We start from the raw sequence: 18,326 nt of genomic DNA on the forward strand, positions 1-18,326 counted from the left end.
TTGGCATGAAAAAAATTGTAATTGACGCACTAGTAACAATTTTTATTTGTGCAGGGTTGTTTTTTTTACTTCAGTTCTTTGCTGAAAAGACTGGTTTGTTTCTTCCATTGAATACCAGGCATATTTATCAATTACTACAGGCGTTCATTATTCTTTTTTGTCTTTATGCTTTTTTCTACAAAAGACTTTGGAATTCCGGATTATTTCGAAGCCCATTAAAAATTTCACTTTTTCTTTTTTCAATTGTCACTCTGCTTTTTATTATCTATCACTCTCTTTCCTTAAATAAAAGTATTCTTGCATACTATAGATATTTTTCTTCTGATAATTTTATATCATGGAAGGGCAGGATGTACGAGCGGGATAGTTTATTAGGTTACAGGATGCGTCCGGATAATTTCAGTTCTCTTGTTTACGATCTGAAGCAACCTGTTCCTGTTAAAACTGACAGTAATGGTTTTAGAGTTGCACACACCAGAGAACAATTTAGTGATGTAAATAAACCTGTTGATCTCTTATTTCTCGGTTGCTCATTTACCTTTGGATCTGCATGTAAAGCTGAAGAAACATTTCCATACATAGTTGCCCGGGAATCGGGAATGAATTATATCAATGCTGCTGTTGGGGGCTATGGCTTGGCACAGATGCTGATACAGGCAAACCAACTTCTTCCAAAATATAAACCTCGTTACATAATTATTCAACGGAGTCCATGGCTCATTGAGCGATCGCTTATAGAATTTGCTCCAAGCAGGGGCGGTTACTTACTTCCTACACCTTACTTTATTGAAAAGGAAAATGAATTTGCTATTGATCCGCCGGTTTATCAATCACCGATAAATGAATTATTACCTGAGGAAGATCGAAAAATATATAAGGGTAATTTTTTGCGTTATTATTTCAAGAAGGGGATCAGTTATTTTGGGAACCAACAAATACAAATCATCAAAACAAGAATGAGAAATATTCTTGGACATAAAAAAAGACCTACACCTAAGCGACATGAAGCTGAACTGTTTGCATATTCAGAAATTATAAAACTGGCCAGAGCGCATGATGTAGAGGTGATTTTGTTACATCTGAATAATGGACCGATCACATTTAAAGGGAAACTTCCTGTTGGTAATTATTCATATCGTATTGCAAATGCCGATTCTGCTCTGCGCCAAAGAATGAGTAGCAGTGATGAGCAGGAATATGTAAGATTGTTTGGGCATTGGGGAATGAGAGGGAATGATTCAGTTTTTATCGATGGGCACCCCAATCCACTTGCTCATAAGTTGATTGCAACTTCAATTCTTATGCAGCTCCCCGGGAAATAGGTTCACCTGGAATTTATTTTCTCTTTATTCTTGATTGTCTCTTTTTGCACAGTGACAAGAATACTACTGTCTTTTAAGATTGGCAAATTACTTCCGAATGATTTATTAAGTACGATGCGAAATGTATTGACAGGCGAAACAGAATCATATAGTTTCGCATAGTCTTTATCTGGAAAATAGAAGGCATTAAAGTTCTCAAAGTTGTAACCGGCTTTTTCCGATTCGCTGCTGCGGTAACCATGATCCCCGGCTACGATGATAATAGTATTCTTTTTATTGTTTGTCTGTATATATGCGACTAACTCCCTGATAACATTTCCTGCATAAACAAGCTGACTATAATATGCATCGGCGTCATCTTCTTTACGTTTTATAATTGTTTGTTCAGGGGCTTTTACATTTCCTGTACTATCGAATGTGTAAGGGTCATGTGGTATCATGAAATGGCCGTAAATAAATTTCTGCTTCCCTGAGGTTGAACAACTTTGTTTTATTAAATCTATTGTTGTATCCAAATAAGCTTTCTTCTCATTGTTGCGATTTGAGATGATCTTAAATTGTCTTTCTTTTATAAAATCGACATCGATCCGGTTGTAATTCCAAAAGACATCACGGTAAATCCTTCCGGGTAATGTTTTAAAACTATAATGATACTTTTTAAAACTTGAAAAATATGAATTGCCAGGCCAGTCTTTGTTATCAAAAGAGATAGGCTGGTAGCTATTAATAGAATATCCTTCCTGTTTTAGAATTCGGAATAATGAATTGTTTAGTATTGATGCTGAACCCCAGAAATAAGCTTTCCCGTCGTTCATTACAGGAGCAATCCATGGTGGGAGGTACTCCATATTAAAGGTTGTGCTTAATGAATGAATGGTCCAATTATAATTTGCTTTTCCCTTCGGGATCACATAAAACCCTTTTTGCTTTAAAAATGTATCCAGTTGGTAATTATTCCGGCCAAAATTTTGTAAAATACTTTTTGATGAAGCCATTGCATCAAACAACAGAAAATAGATGTCTGGCTTTAAAGAATCAGGAAGAGCTTTTGTTGGCTGATAATCGTTGTATGCATTAAAGCGAAAATCAATAAGGTTGTCAACACTTTTATCCAGTTGGTAACGTTTTACGCTGTTAGGTATTTCGGAGAGAAGCAAAACGATGAACAGTAGATTCAGGAAAAGAAACAATTCTGTAAAAGGCTTTTTTCTTTTTTTTAATACAATCAATGCAATCAGGAATAAACTAAAGAATGCAGGAATCACGAAAGTGAATTTTACAAAAAAACTTTGCGGAAACAACTGCTTTAAACTGTCGTGCAGATAGCCGAATACGAGGCAATATAAGCTAATGATAAAAGTAAATACGGATGCCTTTGTAAAATCACGAAGTAGTTTATAAAAAAGCAGAAGACAAGTAAATATGCATACAAGAATAACTGCCAGGTTCGATAAAATAAACTTGATAGAAAGAAACCCAAACAGCTCATTATAACCACTGTATATAAAAAATAAAGGCAGCAGCAAAAGGAAAAGAGGTTGCTTACCAAGAAATAGTTTTGCTTTTTGAAAGAGTTTTTGCATGCTTATTCCTTTTCTCCGGGTAATGTATAGGGAATGAAAATACTGCTATCTTTTAAAAGTGGAAGCTTTGTTTCAAAAAAGTTATTCAACACTACTCTGAAACTGTTAACAGGACTAATAGTTGGATAAAGATCTTTGTAATTCCTGTCAGGAAAATAGAATGCTGAGAAATTGTCGTAGATCATATAGCCTTTCTTCCCGTATATATTCCTGAAGCCGTGATCTCCTTCAATTATAATGACTGTGTTTGGCTTGTTTGTTTGCTTAATATGCGTTACAAGTTGCTGAATTATTTTATTGGCAAATTTAACTTGCTCAATAAAAGCTGCCGGTTGCTCCTCTTCTTTGTATGTGATTGTTTTTTCTACCGGTTTTAAATTGCCTGAACTATCATAGATGTAGGGATCGTGTGGCAATTGATAGTGCGCATAAACAAACTGCGGTTTCGGTTTATTCATTGCGCAGGAGTTTTTTATCAGCAATGTTGTTTGCAAAAGATCATTTCTATGATCATTGTTTCTTTTTTCGTAGGAGGCGAAGTCTTGTTTTTTGATGAATTTTGTTTTTAGTTGGGAAAAATTCCACCCAAGATCACGGTAAACTCTTCCTGGTAATGTTTGATAGAAATAGTTCATGTACAGCATGTCGGGAAAAAACAGATCTCCATTCCAGTCCTTATTTACAAATGAAACAGGTTGATATTGTTTGGTGTCGTAACCTGACTCCTTTAAGTAACGTAGTATTGAATTGTTAAGAAGTGAGGCAGATGCTTTAAAATACATCTTAGTTTCATCCTGGTATAGATCTACGGGTGGAGTGTAATCCATATTAAGCGAACTGCTTACAGATAATACCGTGAGGTTATAATTACTTTTTGAGCGAGGAACAACGTAAAAATTCTCATTCTGCAGGAAGCTGTCTAAAGTATTGTTATTGAAATTCCACGCTTCCTGCATTGCTGCTGTAGAAGGTAATGCATCAAATACGAGAAAATAGATATCTGGTTTTGTTGTGTCAGGCTGTTTGATATTTTTCTCAGCTTGATAATAAGCACTGAAGCGATTGTCAAGCAAGTGCTCATTCTTCTTGTAGGCAAGAAAATTAGTTATGCTGTTAAACAACTCATATCCAATGAACAAAGACAGCAAGATATTAATGAATAAGAAAAGCCGCTTAAATGTACTATTACTTTTCTTGATAAATAGCCATATGGCAATGAGTAGAGTAAAAATCAGCGGCAGAATAATTTTATAGCTGCTGAAAAAATTGACACCCACTATTTTCTTTAAAGAGTCATGCAGAAAGCCATAGGATAAAAGAAACAGTAATATCCAGAAAGAGAAGATGGCCGCTTTTCTTTTATTTTTTAGTAACCAATAACTTAATAAATAAAGTAGTGCCGTTGTAAGCAAAGTGATTACCAGATTCAGCAAAACAAATTGAAGAGGAAAGAAGCTAAAAAAAGCGTTATAGCCATGAAAAATAAAGAATAGTGGCAAAAGTAAAAGGAAATATGTTTTCTCCTGAAGGAGTGCATTCAGCTTTTCTTTCATGGTGGTTATGAAGAGAGTTACTTTTTCCTGTAAACATACATTGTGCGTTCGCTTCCCTGCGCATTCATTTTCTTTTCTAATTCAAACAACTTTGCAAATGCTTCTTCGAATGTTTCCTCATCATAGTTGTTGAATATATCTTTCCGCCACTGTAACATCACCGCAACTTTCGGATCACTTTTCGGCACAAATTCAATAATGAGCACTTTACAAACAGAAGCAAGAAAAGCAGCCAGTTGTTCAAATGTAATATTCTTCGCAATGGCTAAGTGATGGATCAATGCCAGAGCCATACATACGTCAACTTTTGTGCGGCTAAAGAAGGCCGGACGTTCTTCATTCATCCAACCCATTGAAGGCGAAGGATAGGTGAGGTCAATTACTGAAGGATAGATATTTGTCCGCTTTTCTTCTTTAATGCGCTTATAAAATCTGTTGATGCAATCACTGTCAAAATCGGTTGAGATCACCATCGCTTCATTTTTACACAGCAAAGAGAATTCACCTTCATTTGCACCGAGGTCAAGAACTGAGCTGTACTCTATACTTCCCAAAATCGAACTTACAAGCTTCTTCTTCTCCAAAAAGTAAGACTCGCTCAATATTGTTTCCGAATAATAATTGTTCCAGGTCGTAGATTGTGAAGGCAGCAACAGATTGCTGATGCAGCTGTGCAGGTTTTCTAATATCTGCTCAATGTTTTTCTTTGTGATCTTTCTGGTCGTTTGCTTTTGTTCGGTTGATTGTTTCCCGGCCATCTTTGCCTGCAAATGCACATGCAGGTAAACCGAAGCATTCAGTTTTGTTTTGAATGGAAGTAGTTTTGATGTTACTGCAGCAGGCACACCATCGGGATAGCTGAGTATGAGTTTATGCACTTCCATCCCTGTGTAAACAGCTATCAGCAATGGATTCAAAAAGCATTCGCAAAACTGCCGGTATGCGATCCAAGATTCACCTTCTATGTATGTTTCAAACGAAAGTGTATCGATCAACTTATACTTGCCGTCAACCAATTGAATATTACTTGGCGTCGCATCTTTCAGGATCATGCCTTTATGTAAAGCTTGCCTGCAGATATTGAGCGTAGTTAATGCAGCATCTTTCAACTGTTCAAAACTCCATTCCCATGCATACGAAAGAAACGGGAGTTGTTGTGGCTGTAATGTTTTATACCAATCTGATCTTCCTGTATGGTTTTCGGAAAGATCAGTAAAAGGGAGTAGTAATTTTTTTTTGAGAAGATCATCTGCAAGACCACTCTTCATCAAAAGATCATAGTCCTGACTGTAATTATCGGAAACGAAGCGATAGATCGTTCCATCCTTTTCATAAATAAAACCGGAAGGATCACGAAAAGAAGCAGGATGATGATTAATCAGTTGACTCATTCTTTTCCTCTTCTGTTTTGGGTGGTGTTTTTACAAAGAAGCTTTTGATCCAGTTCCAGCCACTCTTGAAATAAAAGATCACACCCAACACAGCAGCTATAATTACCTGTATCAGGTAACTGCCGCTTCCCGGATCGAGGTATAACAATTGCATCATAAATAGCGGAGATTGGTTTTTGGAGTTAACGCCAGCAACGTTTCATACATCAGATGAATAGTGTTTTCAATATCACTCTTGTGCAGCATTTCAACTGTTGTATGCATATAACGTAACGGAATGCTGATGAGTACTGAAGGGCATCCATCATTCGCATAAGCAAATGAATCAGTATCGGTACCTGTGCTGCGGCTTAATGAACGCCATTGCACCGGGATTTTTTTCTTATCAGCAACATCAGTAACAAAGTCGAGCAGTTTATTGTGAATAGCTGGTCCGGTTGCCAATGAAGGTCCTTTGCTGCAACTGATATCACCTTCAACGATCTTACTGATCATAGGAGTTGTAGTATCATGTGTTACATCAGTTACAATGGCAATATCCGGTTTAATACGGCGAGCGATCATTTCAGCTCCACGCAAACCAATTTCTTCCTGCACAGCATTTACAATGTACAAACCATAAGGAAGTTTCTTTTTATTTTCTTTCAGCAAACGTGCGACTTCAGCGATCATAAAACCACCAATGCGGTTGTCAAATGCACGGGCTATGTAATAATCATGTGCCAGCTCATCAAAACCTTCTTCATAAGTAACTACGCAACCTACTTTTACACCAAGGGCCTCAACCTCTTTTCTGTTACGTGCTCCGCAATCGAGCCAAAGATTATCGACACGTGGTTGTGGTTCTTTTGCTTCAGGATTACCAAGGCGGGTATGAATGGCAGGCCATCCAAACACAGCTTTTACAATTCCCTTTTTTCCATGGATCAGCACACGCTTGGCTGGGGCGATCTGGTGATCAACGCCACCATTACGCTTCAGATAGATTAAACCTTCAGGTGTGATATAATTCACAAACCAACTGATCTCATCTGCATGCGCTTCTATCACTACTTTGAATGAATGTTCAGGGTTAAGCACTCCAACAACGGTACCATATGAATCACTGAAATGTGTATCGATATATGGTTTCAGATATTCTAACCATACTTTCTGTCCGCTGGTTTCAAAACCAACAGGCGAATGCGTATTATGATAGTTCTTCAAAAACTCAAGAGACGTGTTTGTAAGAATTGATTTTTTCTTTGCTGCTTTTGCCATCGTTTTAGTGCTTTCAGCAAATGTACGGGTTCGCTTCTTTTAAAAAGCGGGGCATCAGCACTTTTTACCAACGGGTAAAGCAGGTTGTTTAGAACAGCAGGAATAAGCTTAGCAGGGAAGAAAGAATCAATAGCCCATCAACCCAACCAAGATAAAAGTAATCGCTGTTTTGTCTTTTTGAAATACGCAGCAGGTAAACGGCAACAACACCTGGTATTAACTGGAGCAAATGAAGATAAGTTTCGAAGCGAATGGCTAAGAATACAACCGAGAACGAGTACAGAATAACATTGATAAGAAAGAAAACCTGGAACTGCTGTTCATTCATGATATTGGCCGGCGTATGAACGCCCATTTCAAAATCTCTGAGGCGGTCTCGGTAATCGAAGATCATGGTAGCAAGCGCCACCAATAAAAGCCGGCTGACAAAAAGAAATACTTCGTTTACGTCGGGTTCCACTTCAAAAAAAGCAAGCGGCAATACAACAGTTGCATAGGCCCAAACAAAGCCAATAAAATAACTTTTGATAAAGGTGAGTATCGATGGAAGCTTGATAGGTTTTTTCAATAACAAAGGAGCTGTATATGCCGCATTGAAAAGAATAGCCAATATGATATGTGTATTGATGCTTCGGATCTTCCACCAAAACCAAAGCGTTGCAAGAAGTGATAAAATATTTAAGATTACCGTCGCATTCTTTGCTTCCCGAAACCATTGAAGTTGTTCCGATGAGGTGCTCTTTGTAGCTGCAAAACTGAAATGAAGGTTATAACTGAGAAGGGTTGCAAAAAATACAAATGCTATAAGCGTTAGGGGGTATTCAAAAAGAGAATAGAATAACTTGGTTTGCACGCAAAGCGTAGCGGCACTTACAGCAATAACAATATGGTAAAAAAGAAGGAACCTTATAAAACGTGGCATTACAACCGGTGCTTAAAAAGGCAGTGTGATAACTTCCGATTCAACAGGCTGGCTTCTGTTACCTGCTTTGTCCCTTACTGTGAAACGGAATTTTACAACATGTGGATTTGATGGACAATCATTACCGGACAAAAGTGCATATCCAACCGCACTGATATTGGAATACCGAACACGTACGTTTACTTTTTGGTTAGGTTCACCCGGGAATTCCGGCATTTTATAATCATCGTCCAGAAGACTGTTGCCGGGACAGGCTGGAGTGCCTGCATCTATTTTGTCAATAATGATGCTATCCTGCACGTCCCCTTCTTTATCTGTAACAGTTAAATTTAGTTCAACAAATTTTCCTGAATTGCCAAAGGCATCAACGAGATCTCCCACTTTTACAGACTTTATTTCAACCTGCGGCTCTGTTGTAAATTTCGACTTTTTGCAGCCAGCTAATACAGCGGCTAATACAAAAAGAAATAATAGTTTTGCTTTCATTCGGAAATGTTCTTATTTCAAATTTAAGCATTAATACCCCACTAAAAAATTGATTCCTTCTTTTGTTAACAATCTTTTTGAGTTAAGCAGGACTTCGTTCAACGAAGTGGTGCAGCAGTCGTTTCAATTTCAGTACTGCAATAACTCTGTTTACCGATCTTTTTGTGAGGCTTTGCATATTGCACCCCCGGGAGTATCAGGAATTGAGACCGTTCCCTTTCTGCCCATTAGTTTTTTTAAAACACACCGGATCAAAAGCACAGAGTTCACTCCGGAAACATTATTTGAAAGCAGTGGCACATCTCAAACCATCCAAAGCAAGCATTATGTAAAAAGCCTTGCTTTGTATGAAGAAGCTTTTACAAGGGGTTTTTTGCAGCAATATGATTTGCCGGAGAACTATTGTTTTCTTGGTCTCTTGCCATCTTACCTTGAGCGTGGCCATTCATCGCTGGTGTACATGGTGCAAAAACTGATTGAGAAAAGTAACCATCCTATGAATGGTTTTTACCTCAATAATTTTCAGGAGCTGTATAACAGATTACAGCTGCTGGAAAAAGAAGGTCAGCCAACTATTCTCATTGGTGTTACATTCGGGTTGCTCGATTTTGCTGAGCAATACCAGTTACCATTGATGAATACCATCATCATGGAAACGGGTGGCATGAAAGGAAGGAGGGAAGAGATGACAAGAGAACAGGTGCATCTTCAGCTAAAAAAAAGTTTTTCGGCTGAAACAATTCATTCTGAATATGGGATGACGGAATTACTCAGCCAGGCTTATTCAAAAGGTAATGGCATTTTTCATTGCCCGCCCTGGATGAAAGTTTTGGTGAGGGATGAAGATGATCCTTTGCACATCAGCACAACAGGGAAAGGCGCCATTAATATTATTGATCTGGCGAATGTGTATTCAGTCAGTTTTATTGCAACCGACGATGTGGGCGAAGTATTTGAAGATGGCAGCTTTCGTATATTGGGCCGAATGGATAACAGCGATATCAGGGGGTGCAGCTTGCTCGCATTGTAGATAAAACCCCAAAAGAAAAACCCAAGTCCAATATAAAAACCATAAGATTCAAGACTCATCACTCATCTTTCATTACTCATCATTATGCTCTCCGATAAATTACAAATGTTTCAGAACCGACTTACGAAAGTGTACAAACACCGCAGTAAGCAAGCAAAGAGGATGGGCATCAGCTGCTACCGTTTATATGATAAAGATTTGCCGGAGTTTCCGGTGAGTATTGATGTGTATGATACAAGAGTTTGTGTGAGTGAATACAAAGCCAAGCATAATCTTACGGAAGAAGAGCATCTCGATTGGTTGGAGGGAACAGTGGATATAATTGCAGATGTGTTACAGATGGATGAAGAACTTATCTACACCAAAGAACGTCGCAGGAAAAGTAATCGCCAGGCTCAGTACCAAAAGACGGCTGAAGAAAAAGAGTTTTTTGAAGTGCAGGAAAATGGATTGAAATTCTTAGTGAACCTTTCTGATTATTTAGATACAGGTTTATTTCTCGATCATCGTACAACACGTAAGATGGTAATGGAAGAAGCAAAAGATAAAAAGGTATTGAACCTGTTTGCATATACCGGTTCATTCAGTGTATATGCTGCTGCCGGTGGGGCAGAAGAAGTAGTAACCGTTGATCTGTCGAACACCTATATCGATTGGGCGAAGAAGAATTTCGAAGCAAATTTTTTTATTGATCATAAGAAATACAAGTTTGTTGTGGCAGATGTGAAGCAATACCTTGAGACGCTTACACCTAATACCTTTGATATCGTAGTGATGGACCCGCCCACTTTCAGCAACAGTAAAAAGATGAAAGACTTCCTCGATATTCAGCTCGATCATGTGGAACTCATCAATCAAACATTAAAGGCAATGAAACCGGGTGCTGTTTTATACTTCAGCAATAATGCACGGAAATTTGAACTGCATGAAAGTGAAATACAGGCTTCCGTTATAAAAGACATCACAAAAGCAACCACTCCATTCGATTTTGAAGGCAAACTGCAACGTTGGTGTTGGCGAATGATACGGTAATCGTATTTACACTAGTAGTTTTACTTATGCTGTATAGGGATAAAACATCCACGCATGATTGGATTTGAAATGGAATAGACGTAATTTTTCAGTCTGTTATTCCTCAAAATCCAGTACTATGAAACCAACTCTTCTCCTGCTACGGGATCATCCCCGTTTAAAAAAGGTTCTCGCATTCGCATTTGTTGCTCTTATATTGCTTATTGGCATTGCTGCAAATTATGCAATAGAATCGGGCGTGTTGCAATCAGTACAGGAACATTCTGCACAAAGCGATTCCGTCATCAAGCATCAGCAGTATCAGCAAGTCGTTGAAAAAACGATGTTTCTCATTACACAAAGTGACCACAACCTGGAAGATTATGTGCAAACAGGCGATCTTCATAAGAAAGAAGCTTTTTCAAAAAACAGTATTACAATAGAAAAAAACCTTGGGGAAGTAAAAAGCACATACGGAGGTTATATTCCTAAATATTTAGTAAACATTTTTGTACATAAAGCTGCCAACCGCATTCAATTAAACCGTGATATAATTTCTGTTTACGATACAGAAGGTCAGGCAAAAGCACTTGAAATGGTGAATAGTGTTGCCTACAGATCATCCTTTAAGGAAATTACGTTTGGGGAACAGGAACTGATCAGTGCATTGGGAATAAAGATCGAACAGCTTAATAAGAAGATCACGATTGAAAAAGCAGAAATGCTTAGCCTTGACCGTAAGTGGAATATCGTTTCGCTCATTTTTATGTCGCTGATTGCCTTGCTGGTTGTTTATAAAATGATTGAAACAAATCGCCTGAACAATACACTGTCAATTGCAATTCAAAAAGGGCAGCAGGCGCAAATGGTGAAAGATCAGTTTATTTCAAACGTAACACATGAGTTACGTACACCATTGAACTCTATTATTGGTTATACAAATCTTTTGTTGAAGAAAGAGCATGCTCCTGAAACAAAGCAATGGATTCAGTCGATGAAGATTTCAGGTAACCTGTTGATGGAAGTGATCAATGATGTGCTCGATTATTCTAAACTCGAATCCGGGCATTTCCAGTTTTCGAATGAAGCATTTGATGTAAAGCAAGTGATCAGTAATCTCAATAACGTATTGCAAAACCGTGCAGAAGCAAAAAATATTTCACTGCATATTCAGATGGATGAACAATTACCTGAGTATGTTTCAGGCGATGCAAAAAAGCTGATGCAGATACTGGTGAATCTTACAGGTAACTCTATCAAGTTTACCGAGCAGGGTTCAGTTTCTGTTGCAGCAAAAATGGTAAAGCAATCGGGCGAAAAGGCGTGGATCCAATTCACAGTTGAAGATACCGGTATCGGTATTGAAAAGGACAAGCTGCCGTATGTATTTGAACGGTTTTACCAGATTGAAAGCAAAACAGCGAAAAAATATTACGGAACAGGGTTGGGGCTTCCCATTGTAAAGCAACTGGTAGAAATGCAGGGTGGTGAAATTGAAGTATTTTCTACACCGGGAGAAGGCACTCAATTTGTTTTGTTGATGCCTTTCACAATTGCAACAGCAATAGAAAAGGAAATTGAAACAGAGTTGATCATTAATAAAGAAAAACTAATTCAGAAACGTATTTTAATTGTTGATGATAATGAGATGAACCGTGATCTGATGGGTTATCTTCTTGCAGAACATCAATTCTTATTCGATAAGGCAGATAGCGGTATAGCCGCTCTTCAGCTATTGAAGCAAAAGAACTACGATTTTATTTTGATGGATATCCAGATGCCCGGCCTAAGCGGTATTGATACCACTAAAAAGATCAGGGCTGAGTTGCATATGCAAACGCCCATTATTGGGCTGAGCGCATTTTGTCAAAGCCTTGAACAGCAGAATGCGATCAACGCAGGTATGAATGCTTATCTCACCAAACCTGTTGATGAACGCAAGTTGTTGGAATTACTCAATCACTACAGCGATTGGGATACAGAACCTGCTACTCCTCAACATTCACAATTGAAGCTTGTGAATATCGATTATCTGCATCGCTTAACGGGTGGTAACAAAGAAAATATCCAGGATCTGTTGAACAAGGCATTTGATTTTTTACCAAATGAAGTTGAGAAACTGAAAGAGTCATTTGCAGCTGAAGATCCCGCCATGTTGAAAGCAACGGCGCATAATATGAAATCAACCTTACGCATACTGGGAGTAGCTGAAGAGCTTTCAGGCAAAGTGATACTGATTGAGAAAGCAGATATTTCGCAGTACAAAGAAAAAGAGCAAACAAAAAATCTTATTGCTGAGCTTGATAGTTCTGTACAGGTAGTGTTACAGGAACTGAGAGAATATCTCGCAGCAGCTGCTTAATGTTTTAAAGGTGCGTAACCCGCATGTATTACCAGGTGGCTCACCCGCTTTATATGTTCATTTGTAGTTCTTCGCTTATCTTGCAATCAAATACGATTGCAATGAATAAAATTGTTTCCAATGCCGATGAAGCAATAAAAGATATTCCCGATGGAGCAACCCTTATGCTCGGTGGTTTTGGTTTGTGCGGCATTCCCGAAAACTGTATTTCCGCTTTAGTAAAAAAAGGAACAAAGAATCTTACATGCATCTCCAACAATGCAGGTGTGGATGATTTTGGCATTGGGTTAATGCTCAAGCAAAAGCAGGTGAAGAAAATGATCTCTTCCTATGTTGGCGAGAATGCAGAATTTGAACGCCAATTGTTAAGCGGCGAATTGGAAGTTGAACTCATACCACAAGGAACATTGGCTACCCGTTGTATGGCTGCCGGTTATGGTATGCCTGCAATTTATACACCTGCCGGTGTAGGAACAGAAGTAGCAGAAGGAAAAGAAGTCCGCAATTTCAACGGGAAAGATTATTTACTTGAATATGCATTTGATGCAGACTATGCCATTGTAAAAGCCTGGAAAGGCGATACAATGGGGAATTTGATTTTCAAGGATACTGCAAGAAATTTCAATCCACTCATGGCAATGGCAGGTAAAATAACCATCGCAGAAGTGGAAGAATTGGTTGAACCGGGGGAATTAAATGCAAACGAAATTCATACACCGGGGATTTATGTTCATCGCATTTTCAAAGGAGCGAATTATGAAAAGCGGATTGAACAGAAGACAGTAAGAAAGCGAATTTGAGAATGTTGCAATTTGAAAATGAAGTTTACTTTTTTCAAGTTGCATAAATAATCAGTCTATCTCATTTTCAAATTTTAAATCAACTAATTTTCAAATTATGGCTCTTTCGAAAGAACAAATAGCACAACGCATCGCCAAAGAATTAAAAGATGGGTACTATGTCAACCTCGGCATTGGTATTCCAACCTTGGTGGCGAATTATATTCCTGCAGGTATTCATGTGGAACTGCAAAGCGAAAATGGATTATTGGGCATGGGGCCTTTTCCATTTGAAGGTGAAGAAGATCCTGATCTCATCAATGCCGGTAAACAAACCATCACCACATTACCCGGCTCGGCATTCTTTGATAGTGCTATGAGTTTTGGAATGATCCGTGCAGGAAAAGTTGATCTTACTGTGCTTGGTGCAATGGAGGTAAGTGAACAAGGTGATATTGCTAATTGGAAAATTCCCGGCAAGATGGTGAAAGGAATGGGTGGTGCAATGGATCTGGTTGCCAGCGCAAAAAATATTATTGTAGCTATGATGCACACCAATCCGAAAGGTGAGAGTAAACTGTTGCCGCAATGTGCACTACCGTTAACAGGTTTAAAGTGTGTAAAGAAAATTGTATCCGACCTGGCTGTGCTTGATGTTACTGCTGATGGATTTAAATTACTGGAACGAGCACCCGGTATATCTGTAGAAGAAATTGTTTCAAAGACAGCAGGTAAACTAATCGTAGAAGGTGAAATACCTGAGATGGTATTCTGAAAATAAAAATCGACATAAAAAGAAAACCCACGTTACGCCAACGTGGATTCTCTTTTTGTGTTTGCACTTAAACCAATTCAGCTTCCAGTTCCAGTTCATCTTTTGGTAATGGTTTCATACAGAAGAACCAATCCTTGCAATACACATCTTTCTCTTTACCGGCCATGCGTTCTGATGCAACACCACAACTGTTTGCCGGCGGAACAATCACATCTTCACCCGGAATCCAATCGGCAGGAAGTGCTACGGCATGCTTATCGGCTGTTTGCAATCCTATCAATACACGTTTCAATTCTTTAAAGTTGCGACCTAATGAAAGTGGATAATAGATGATCGCCCTGATGATGCCCTTCGGATCAATAAAGAATACGGCTCTTACAGCTTTGGTAGAACTTTCTCCCGGTTGTATCATGCCATACATTTTTGCAATTTCCATTGTAATATCTTCTATCAACGGAAATTTCACTTCTACATCTTTCCATCCTCGAAATTCAATTTTATCCTTAATTGTACGCAACCATGCAATATGACTGTACAACCCATCCACACTCAATCCCACCAATTTGGTATTGAGTTTTGCAAACTCGGGTTCCATTTTCGCAAAGGTCATAAATTCAGATGTGCATACTGGCGTAAAATCAGCCGGATGACTGAACAAAACGATCCATTTGCCTTGATAGTCGTTGGGAAAATGAATATTGCCTTGCGTGGTTACTGCTGTGAAAGATGGAGCAGGATCGCCGATGCGTGGCATACTTATTTTGTTTTGGAGATCTATTTCGTTGAACATAAGGAATAGTTTTAATTGAAGAAACGGTTAACAGTTAAAGGTACTGGTAAGCAAGGCCGGTTTCCAGTGAGCGGAGTCATGCATATATGTGATTGTGGGAAGGAAATTCAGCTGTAAGGGGTGCTAATTTGTAGCAAGTGTTGAGTGGTTGGTTCAGTTGACAAGTGAAAATAGAGGAACTGATTTTGACGATTTGTATTTTTTATCGGTACTCTTAAAAGTTTGGCAAGGTTTTTATCCTTCATTGAGCAACACAGCAATTATAATTGCTGCATCTGTTTGTACAGGCGCATGAATAATCTCCGGTAAATGTATGTTGATGCATTTTCGTCAGATGGATTATTTATGTAGTTACGCTTGTATGCCTGAAAAAAGCATCTGCATTATTCATTTAGTAAAAAAGAATGTTATGAAACTGAATTATCTGGTTGCAGTCGTCTGCACCGCATTGTTATTGACATCTTGTGTAAGTAGTAAAAAATTTAAAAAGTCGCAAGCCGATTATGCGCAACTGCAAACCCGTTATGTTACATTGGAAGGAACGCTTGCTGATTGCAATAATCAAAAAGCAGGACTGGAACGGGAAAAAGCTGATCTCAACAAACGCATTACCGATCTTAATAAAGAGATCGAAAACATCAAGCAGAATTATACACAGGCTGTAATGCAATTGGAAAACCTTTCAGTGATCTCCAAACAACAAGCCGAAAGCATCAAACAGTCATTACAGAACATTGGTGCAAAGGATGCGTACATTCAAACATTGCAACAACAGATGGCGTATAAAGATTCATTGAATATGGTATTGGTGATGAACCTCAAAGGAGCCATTGGAAATATTGAAGATGAAGACATCAATATTAAAGTGGATAAAGGTGTAGTGTACATCGATATCTCTGATAAACTGTTGTTCAAGAGCGGCAGCTATACAATCACCGATCGTGCAAAAGAAGTATTAGGCAAAGTTGCCTTGGTATTGAAGAATCAGCCAGACATTGAATTTATGGTAGAAGGGCATACCGATAATGTTCCTTTCCGTGGTAATGCTATGTTGGTTGACAACTGGGATTTAAGTGTGAAACGTGCTACTACCGTTGTGCGTTTGTTGCAGAAAGAATATGGATTGGACCCAGCGAAAATGGCAGCAGCAGGTCGTAGTGAATACCATCCATTGGGTTCAAACGATACGAATGAAGGGAAAGCAGTGAACAGGAGAACAAGAATAGTGATCCTTCCTGAATTGGATCAGTTCTTTAAATTATTAGAGCCACAGAAATAAAAATGTATTTTGTAGAAAGCAATAAGCCCTGCCGAGAAATCAGCAGGGCTTTCTTGTAAATTATCAGGAACGATTATTTCGTTGTATAAATTTTTACAAAGCCATCTGTTTCGCTGCTGGCAATAAATAAACTTTTACCATTTGGGCTTTTATCGGCTGATACAAATAAAACACCTTCAGGTCCAACACCTGTGTTGAGCCATTGACTGAATACTGGTTTAGTTGGGTTTGTAATGTCGTAGATCATTACAGCATTGGCTCTTTCCAAACCAACAAACAACAGGCTCTTGTTTCCAACACGACCTGTGGTAATGCCTTCCGGTTCACAACCTTTATCATCACTACGGCCATCAGGATATTTGCCAAGTTCATTTGCTTTCAGATCGATCTGGTTTTTGCTATCATAAACTAATTGACCAGTTAAACCATTCCAGATACTGAATGAACGTGCACCATAAGAATACAGTTCATCATAATCACCATCGCCATCTGTATCTCCCAATGTAGTTGTGATATTTAAACGACCAAGTTGTGGATTTGTTTTTAACGCTGCAGCATCAGGAAATGCAAGTGCATCCAATAGAATAGGTGGTAAATTAGGTTCGTTGATGCGTCTTATTTCTGAAAAGCCTGCATATTCTCTGGCATCTCCTTCATTGGCAGAGTAAATAAACGGAACACCATTGTGACTGTTTACAGCAATCGCATCGGGTAAAAACATTCCCTTTACCGGCCAGCTTCCGAAAATTATACCACCATCTCTGTCACTTGGGTCAATTGTATTCATCGGGTTGTTGTAATCTTTAAACCCTAATGGAAAAATATCCGTAATGGTTTTTGTAATGAGATCAATTTTAGCAATACCATTGTTCTCCTGCAATGTAACCCATGCAGTTTGGCTGTTGCTCGCAACAGCGATGTACTCAGGTTCTACATCCTGTTCAAAACTTGCATTCTTGCCAAACAAACGAAACCCTTTTGTTTTTAATTCTGCTGCTCTTGAAGCAAAGTTGCTGAAGTCAAGAGTAGTAACAGCGTAGTTATTGTTCACATCAATAATAGAAACTGTACCAAGCGGATCAATGGTGTAAGCTTCATTTGGTTCACCTTCATTTGCTGTAAGAATAAAATTTCCATCGGGTGTAAAGGTGATCATATCCGGTAGCGAGCCAACTGTTATAACTGCAATGGCGTCATGAGTTGTTGTATTAAACACAACCACTTTCCCATTATTTGTTTTAGGAACTGCTTCAATTGCTGCAGCAAGTTTGCCGTTGCTTACACTCACACTATTTACCAATCCGCCATATACTGCAATGTTGATGTTACCAATTATAGTTGGTGATGCAGGATTACTAAGATCAACAACCTCAATCCGGTTATTGCCGGCGCTGTTATTTACCACAAATAATTTTTTTGTGTCGGCATCGTAGGTGCTGATCTCTGCAGCACCAAGTCCGCCACCAATGGCAAGACTGCCTATTTCTGAAAAGCTGGTTGACTCCTGGCGTGCGGCAAAGCCAGTATTCTGTTTCGAATTTTCCTGTTCTGTACTGAGTTTTGTACAGGCATTCAGTAATACAATGCTGCTGATGAGTAAAAGGGATTTTCTCATTGTGTAAGTTTATTAGTTGAGCGGCAATGGTAGAGGTGGATTGTTAAGGGAATATGACGGGAAGGTTATGAAAAGATGAAGGAAGCGTTTTAAAATCAGCTGATAATTTGTAAGTGCTCGCTTGCAAAACATAGTTTTTCCTGCTATTTTACTTTTCCAAAAACACCT

General features: G+C 38.6%; 16 protein-coding genes. 7 read left to right on the plus strand and 9 right to left on the minus strand.

What is annotated here, in order from left to right; translation table 11 throughout:
* Positions 1-5 precede the first annotated feature (5 nt).
* A complete protein-coding gene (locus H4075_RS04640) occupies positions 6-1,322 on the plus strand; it encodes an SGNH/GDSL hydrolase family protein (RefSeq protein WP_182804605.1) in 1,317 nt (438 codons plus the stop codon).
* A gap of 2 nt (positions 1,323-1,324) precedes the next feature.
* On the opposite strand, the gene H4075_RS04645 is transcribed toward H4075_RS04640, so the two are convergent.
* The 7 genes from H4075_RS04645 to H4075_RS04675 form a co-directional block, all read right to left on the minus strand.
* The gene (locus tag H4075_RS04645; protein ID WP_182804607.1) at positions 1,325-2,905 is read right to left on the minus strand and encodes a sulfatase-like hydrolase/transferase; all 1,581 of its coding nucleotides are present in this window, start codon (positions 2,903-2,905) and stop codon (positions 1,325-1,327) included.
* A 2-nt stretch (positions 2,906-2,907) separates the two neighbouring features.
* Positions 2,908-4,044, minus strand: coding sequence for an alkaline phosphatase family protein (locus H4075_RS04650; protein WP_182804609.1), 1,137 nt, complete (start codon positions 4,042-4,044; stop codon positions 2,908-2,910).
* 431 nt (positions 4,045-4,475) lie between these two features.
* Positions 4,476-5,849, minus strand: coding sequence for an SAM-dependent methyltransferase (locus H4075_RS04655; protein WP_182804610.1), 1,374 nt, complete (start codon positions 5,847-5,849; stop codon positions 4,476-4,478).
* Positions 5,833-6,006 carry a hypothetical protein gene (locus H4075_RS04660; RefSeq protein WP_182804612.1) on the minus strand — a complete coding sequence of 58 codons (174 nt, stop codon included), beginning with the start codon at positions 6,004-6,006 and terminating at the stop codon, positions 5,833-5,835. Before H4075_RS04660 ends, H4075_RS04655 begins: the two co-directional genes overlap by 17 nt.
* Positions 6,003-7,109 carry a M20/M25/M40 family metallo-hydrolase gene (locus tag H4075_RS04665; protein ID WP_182804614.1) on the minus strand — a complete coding sequence of 369 codons (1,107 nt, stop codon included), beginning with the start codon at positions 7,107-7,109 and terminating at the stop codon, positions 6,003-6,005. The genes H4075_RS04660 and H4075_RS04665 overlap by 4 nt, the downstream gene beginning before the upstream one ends.
* An 88-nt stretch (positions 7,110-7,197) precedes the next feature.
* Positions 7,198-8,031 carry a UbiA prenyltransferase family protein gene (locus H4075_RS04670; RefSeq protein ID WP_182804616.1) on the minus strand — a complete coding sequence of 278 codons (834 nt, stop codon included), beginning with the start codon at positions 8,029-8,031 and terminating at the stop codon, positions 7,198-7,200.
* Positions 8,032-8,043: 12 nt separating this feature from the next.
* Positions 8,044-8,517, minus strand: coding sequence for a hypothetical protein (locus H4075_RS04675; protein ID WP_182804618.1), 474 nt, complete (start codon positions 8,515-8,517; stop codon positions 8,044-8,046).
* Between the two features lie 49 nt (positions 8,518-8,566).
* Between H4075_RS04675 and H4075_RS04680 the strand changes: the two genes are divergently transcribed.
* The 5 genes from H4075_RS04680 to H4075_RS04700 all read left to right on the plus strand — a co-directional run bounded on the left by H4075_RS04680 (position 8,567) and on the right by H4075_RS04700 (position 14,474).
* Entirely contained in the window at positions 8,567-9,547 is a 981-nt protein-coding gene (locus H4075_RS04680) for a long-chain-fatty-acid--protein ligase (RefSeq protein WP_255460330.1), read from the plus strand.
* A gap of 105 nt (positions 9,548-9,652) precedes the next feature.
* The gene (locus H4075_RS04685; protein WP_255460331.1) at positions 9,653-10,579 is read left to right on the plus strand and encodes a class I SAM-dependent methyltransferase; all 927 of its coding nucleotides are present in this window, start codon (positions 9,653-9,655) and stop codon (positions 10,577-10,579) included.
* 118 nt (positions 10,580-10,697) lie between these two features.
* Positions 10,698-12,920 (plus strand): ATP-binding protein, encoded by a 2,223-nt coding sequence (locus H4075_RS04690; protein WP_182804622.1) that lies wholly within the window; start codon positions 10,698-10,700, stop codon positions 12,918-12,920.
* 101 nt (positions 12,921-13,021) lie between these two features.
* Positions 13,022-13,720 carry a CoA transferase subunit A gene (locus H4075_RS04695; RefSeq protein WP_182804624.1) on the plus strand — a complete coding sequence of 233 codons (699 nt, stop codon included), beginning with the start codon at positions 13,022-13,024 and terminating at the stop codon, positions 13,718-13,720.
* 97 nt (positions 13,721-13,817) lie between these two features.
* The gene (locus H4075_RS04700) at positions 13,818-14,474 is read left to right on the plus strand and encodes a CoA transferase subunit B (RefSeq protein ID WP_182804626.1); all 657 of its coding nucleotides are present in this window, start codon (positions 13,818-13,820) and stop codon (positions 14,472-14,474) included.
* 67 nt (positions 14,475-14,541) lie between these two features.
* Here H4075_RS04700 and H4075_RS04705 read toward each other — a convergent pair whose 3' ends face one another.
* Positions 14,542-15,264 (minus strand): peroxiredoxin, encoded by a 723-nt coding sequence (locus H4075_RS04705; RefSeq protein WP_220494852.1) that lies wholly within the window; start codon positions 15,262-15,264, stop codon positions 14,542-14,544.
* Positions 15,265-15,673: 409 nt separating this feature from the next.
* Here H4075_RS04705 and H4075_RS04710 point away from each other — a divergent pair, with 409 nt between their 5' ends.
* Positions 15,674-16,543 carry an OmpA family protein gene (locus tag H4075_RS04710; RefSeq protein WP_182804628.1) on the plus strand — a complete coding sequence of 290 codons (870 nt, stop codon included), beginning with the start codon at positions 15,674-15,676 and terminating at the stop codon, positions 16,541-16,543.
* 73 nt (positions 16,544-16,616) lie between these two features.
* Here the strand turns inward: H4075_RS04710 and H4075_RS04715 are convergent, their stop codons facing one another.
* Positions 16,617-18,158, minus strand: a complete 1,542-nt coding sequence (locus H4075_RS04715; RefSeq protein ID WP_182804630.1) for a choice-of-anchor I family protein — start codon at positions 18,156-18,158, stop codon at positions 16,617-16,619.
* Positions 18,159-18,326 lie beyond the last annotated feature (168 nt).

The organism is Lacibacter sediminis (assembly GCF_014168535.1).
Lineage (GTDB): Bacteria > Bacteroidota > Bacteroidia > Chitinophagales > Chitinophagaceae > Lacibacter > Lacibacter sediminis.

Bases quoted from the DNA above. Each gene is read 5' to 3' on its own strand.
- H4075_RS04640 (WP_182804605.1), top strand. From the start codon at position 6: ATGAAAAAAATTGTAATTGACGCACTAGTAACAATTTTTATTTGTGCA.
- H4075_RS04645 (WP_182804607.1), bottom strand. From the start codon at position 2,905: ATGCAAAAACTCTTTCAAAAAGCAAAACTATTTCTTGGTAAGCAACCT.
- H4075_RS04655 (WP_182804610.1), bottom strand. From the start codon at position 5,849: ATGAGTCAACTGATTAATCATCATCCTGCTTCTTTTCGTGATCCTTCC.
- H4075_RS04660 (WP_182804612.1), bottom strand. From the start codon at position 6,006: ATGATGCAATTGTTATACCTCGATCCGGGAAGCGGCAGTTACCTGATA.
- H4075_RS04665 (WP_182804614.1), bottom strand. From the start codon at position 7,109: ATGGCAAAAGCAGCAAAGAAAAAATCAATTCTTACAAACACGTCTCTT.
- H4075_RS04670 (WP_182804616.1), bottom strand. From the start codon at position 8,031: ATGCCACGTTTTATAAGGTTCCTTCTTTTTTACCATATTGTTATTGCT.
- H4075_RS04675 (WP_182804618.1), bottom strand. From the start codon at position 8,517: ATGAAAGCAAAACTATTATTTCTTTTTGTATTAGCCGCTGTATTAGCT.
- H4075_RS04685 (WP_255460331.1), top strand. From the start codon at position 9,653: ATGTTTCAGAACCGACTTACGAAAGTGTACAAACACCGCAGTAAGCAA.
- H4075_RS04690 (WP_182804622.1), top strand. From the start codon at position 10,698: ATGAAACCAACTCTTCTCCTGCTACGGGATCATCCCCGTTTAAAAAAG.
- H4075_RS04695 (WP_182804624.1), top strand. From the start codon at position 13,022: ATGAATAAAATTGTTTCCAATGCCGATGAAGCAATAAAAGATATTCCC.
- H4075_RS04700 (WP_182804626.1), top strand. From the start codon at position 13,818: ATGGCTCTTTCGAAAGAACAAATAGCACAACGCATCGCCAAAGAATTA.
- H4075_RS04705 (WP_220494852.1), bottom strand. From the start codon at position 15,264: ATGTTCAACGAAATAGATCTCCAAAACAAAATAAGTATGCCACGCATC.
- H4075_RS04710 (WP_182804628.1), top strand. From the start codon at position 15,674: ATGAAACTGAATTATCTGGTTGCAGTCGTCTGCACCGCATTGTTATTG.
- H4075_RS04715 (WP_182804630.1), bottom strand. From the start codon at position 18,158: ATGAGAAAATCCCTTTTACTCATCAGCAGCATTGTATTACTGAATGCC.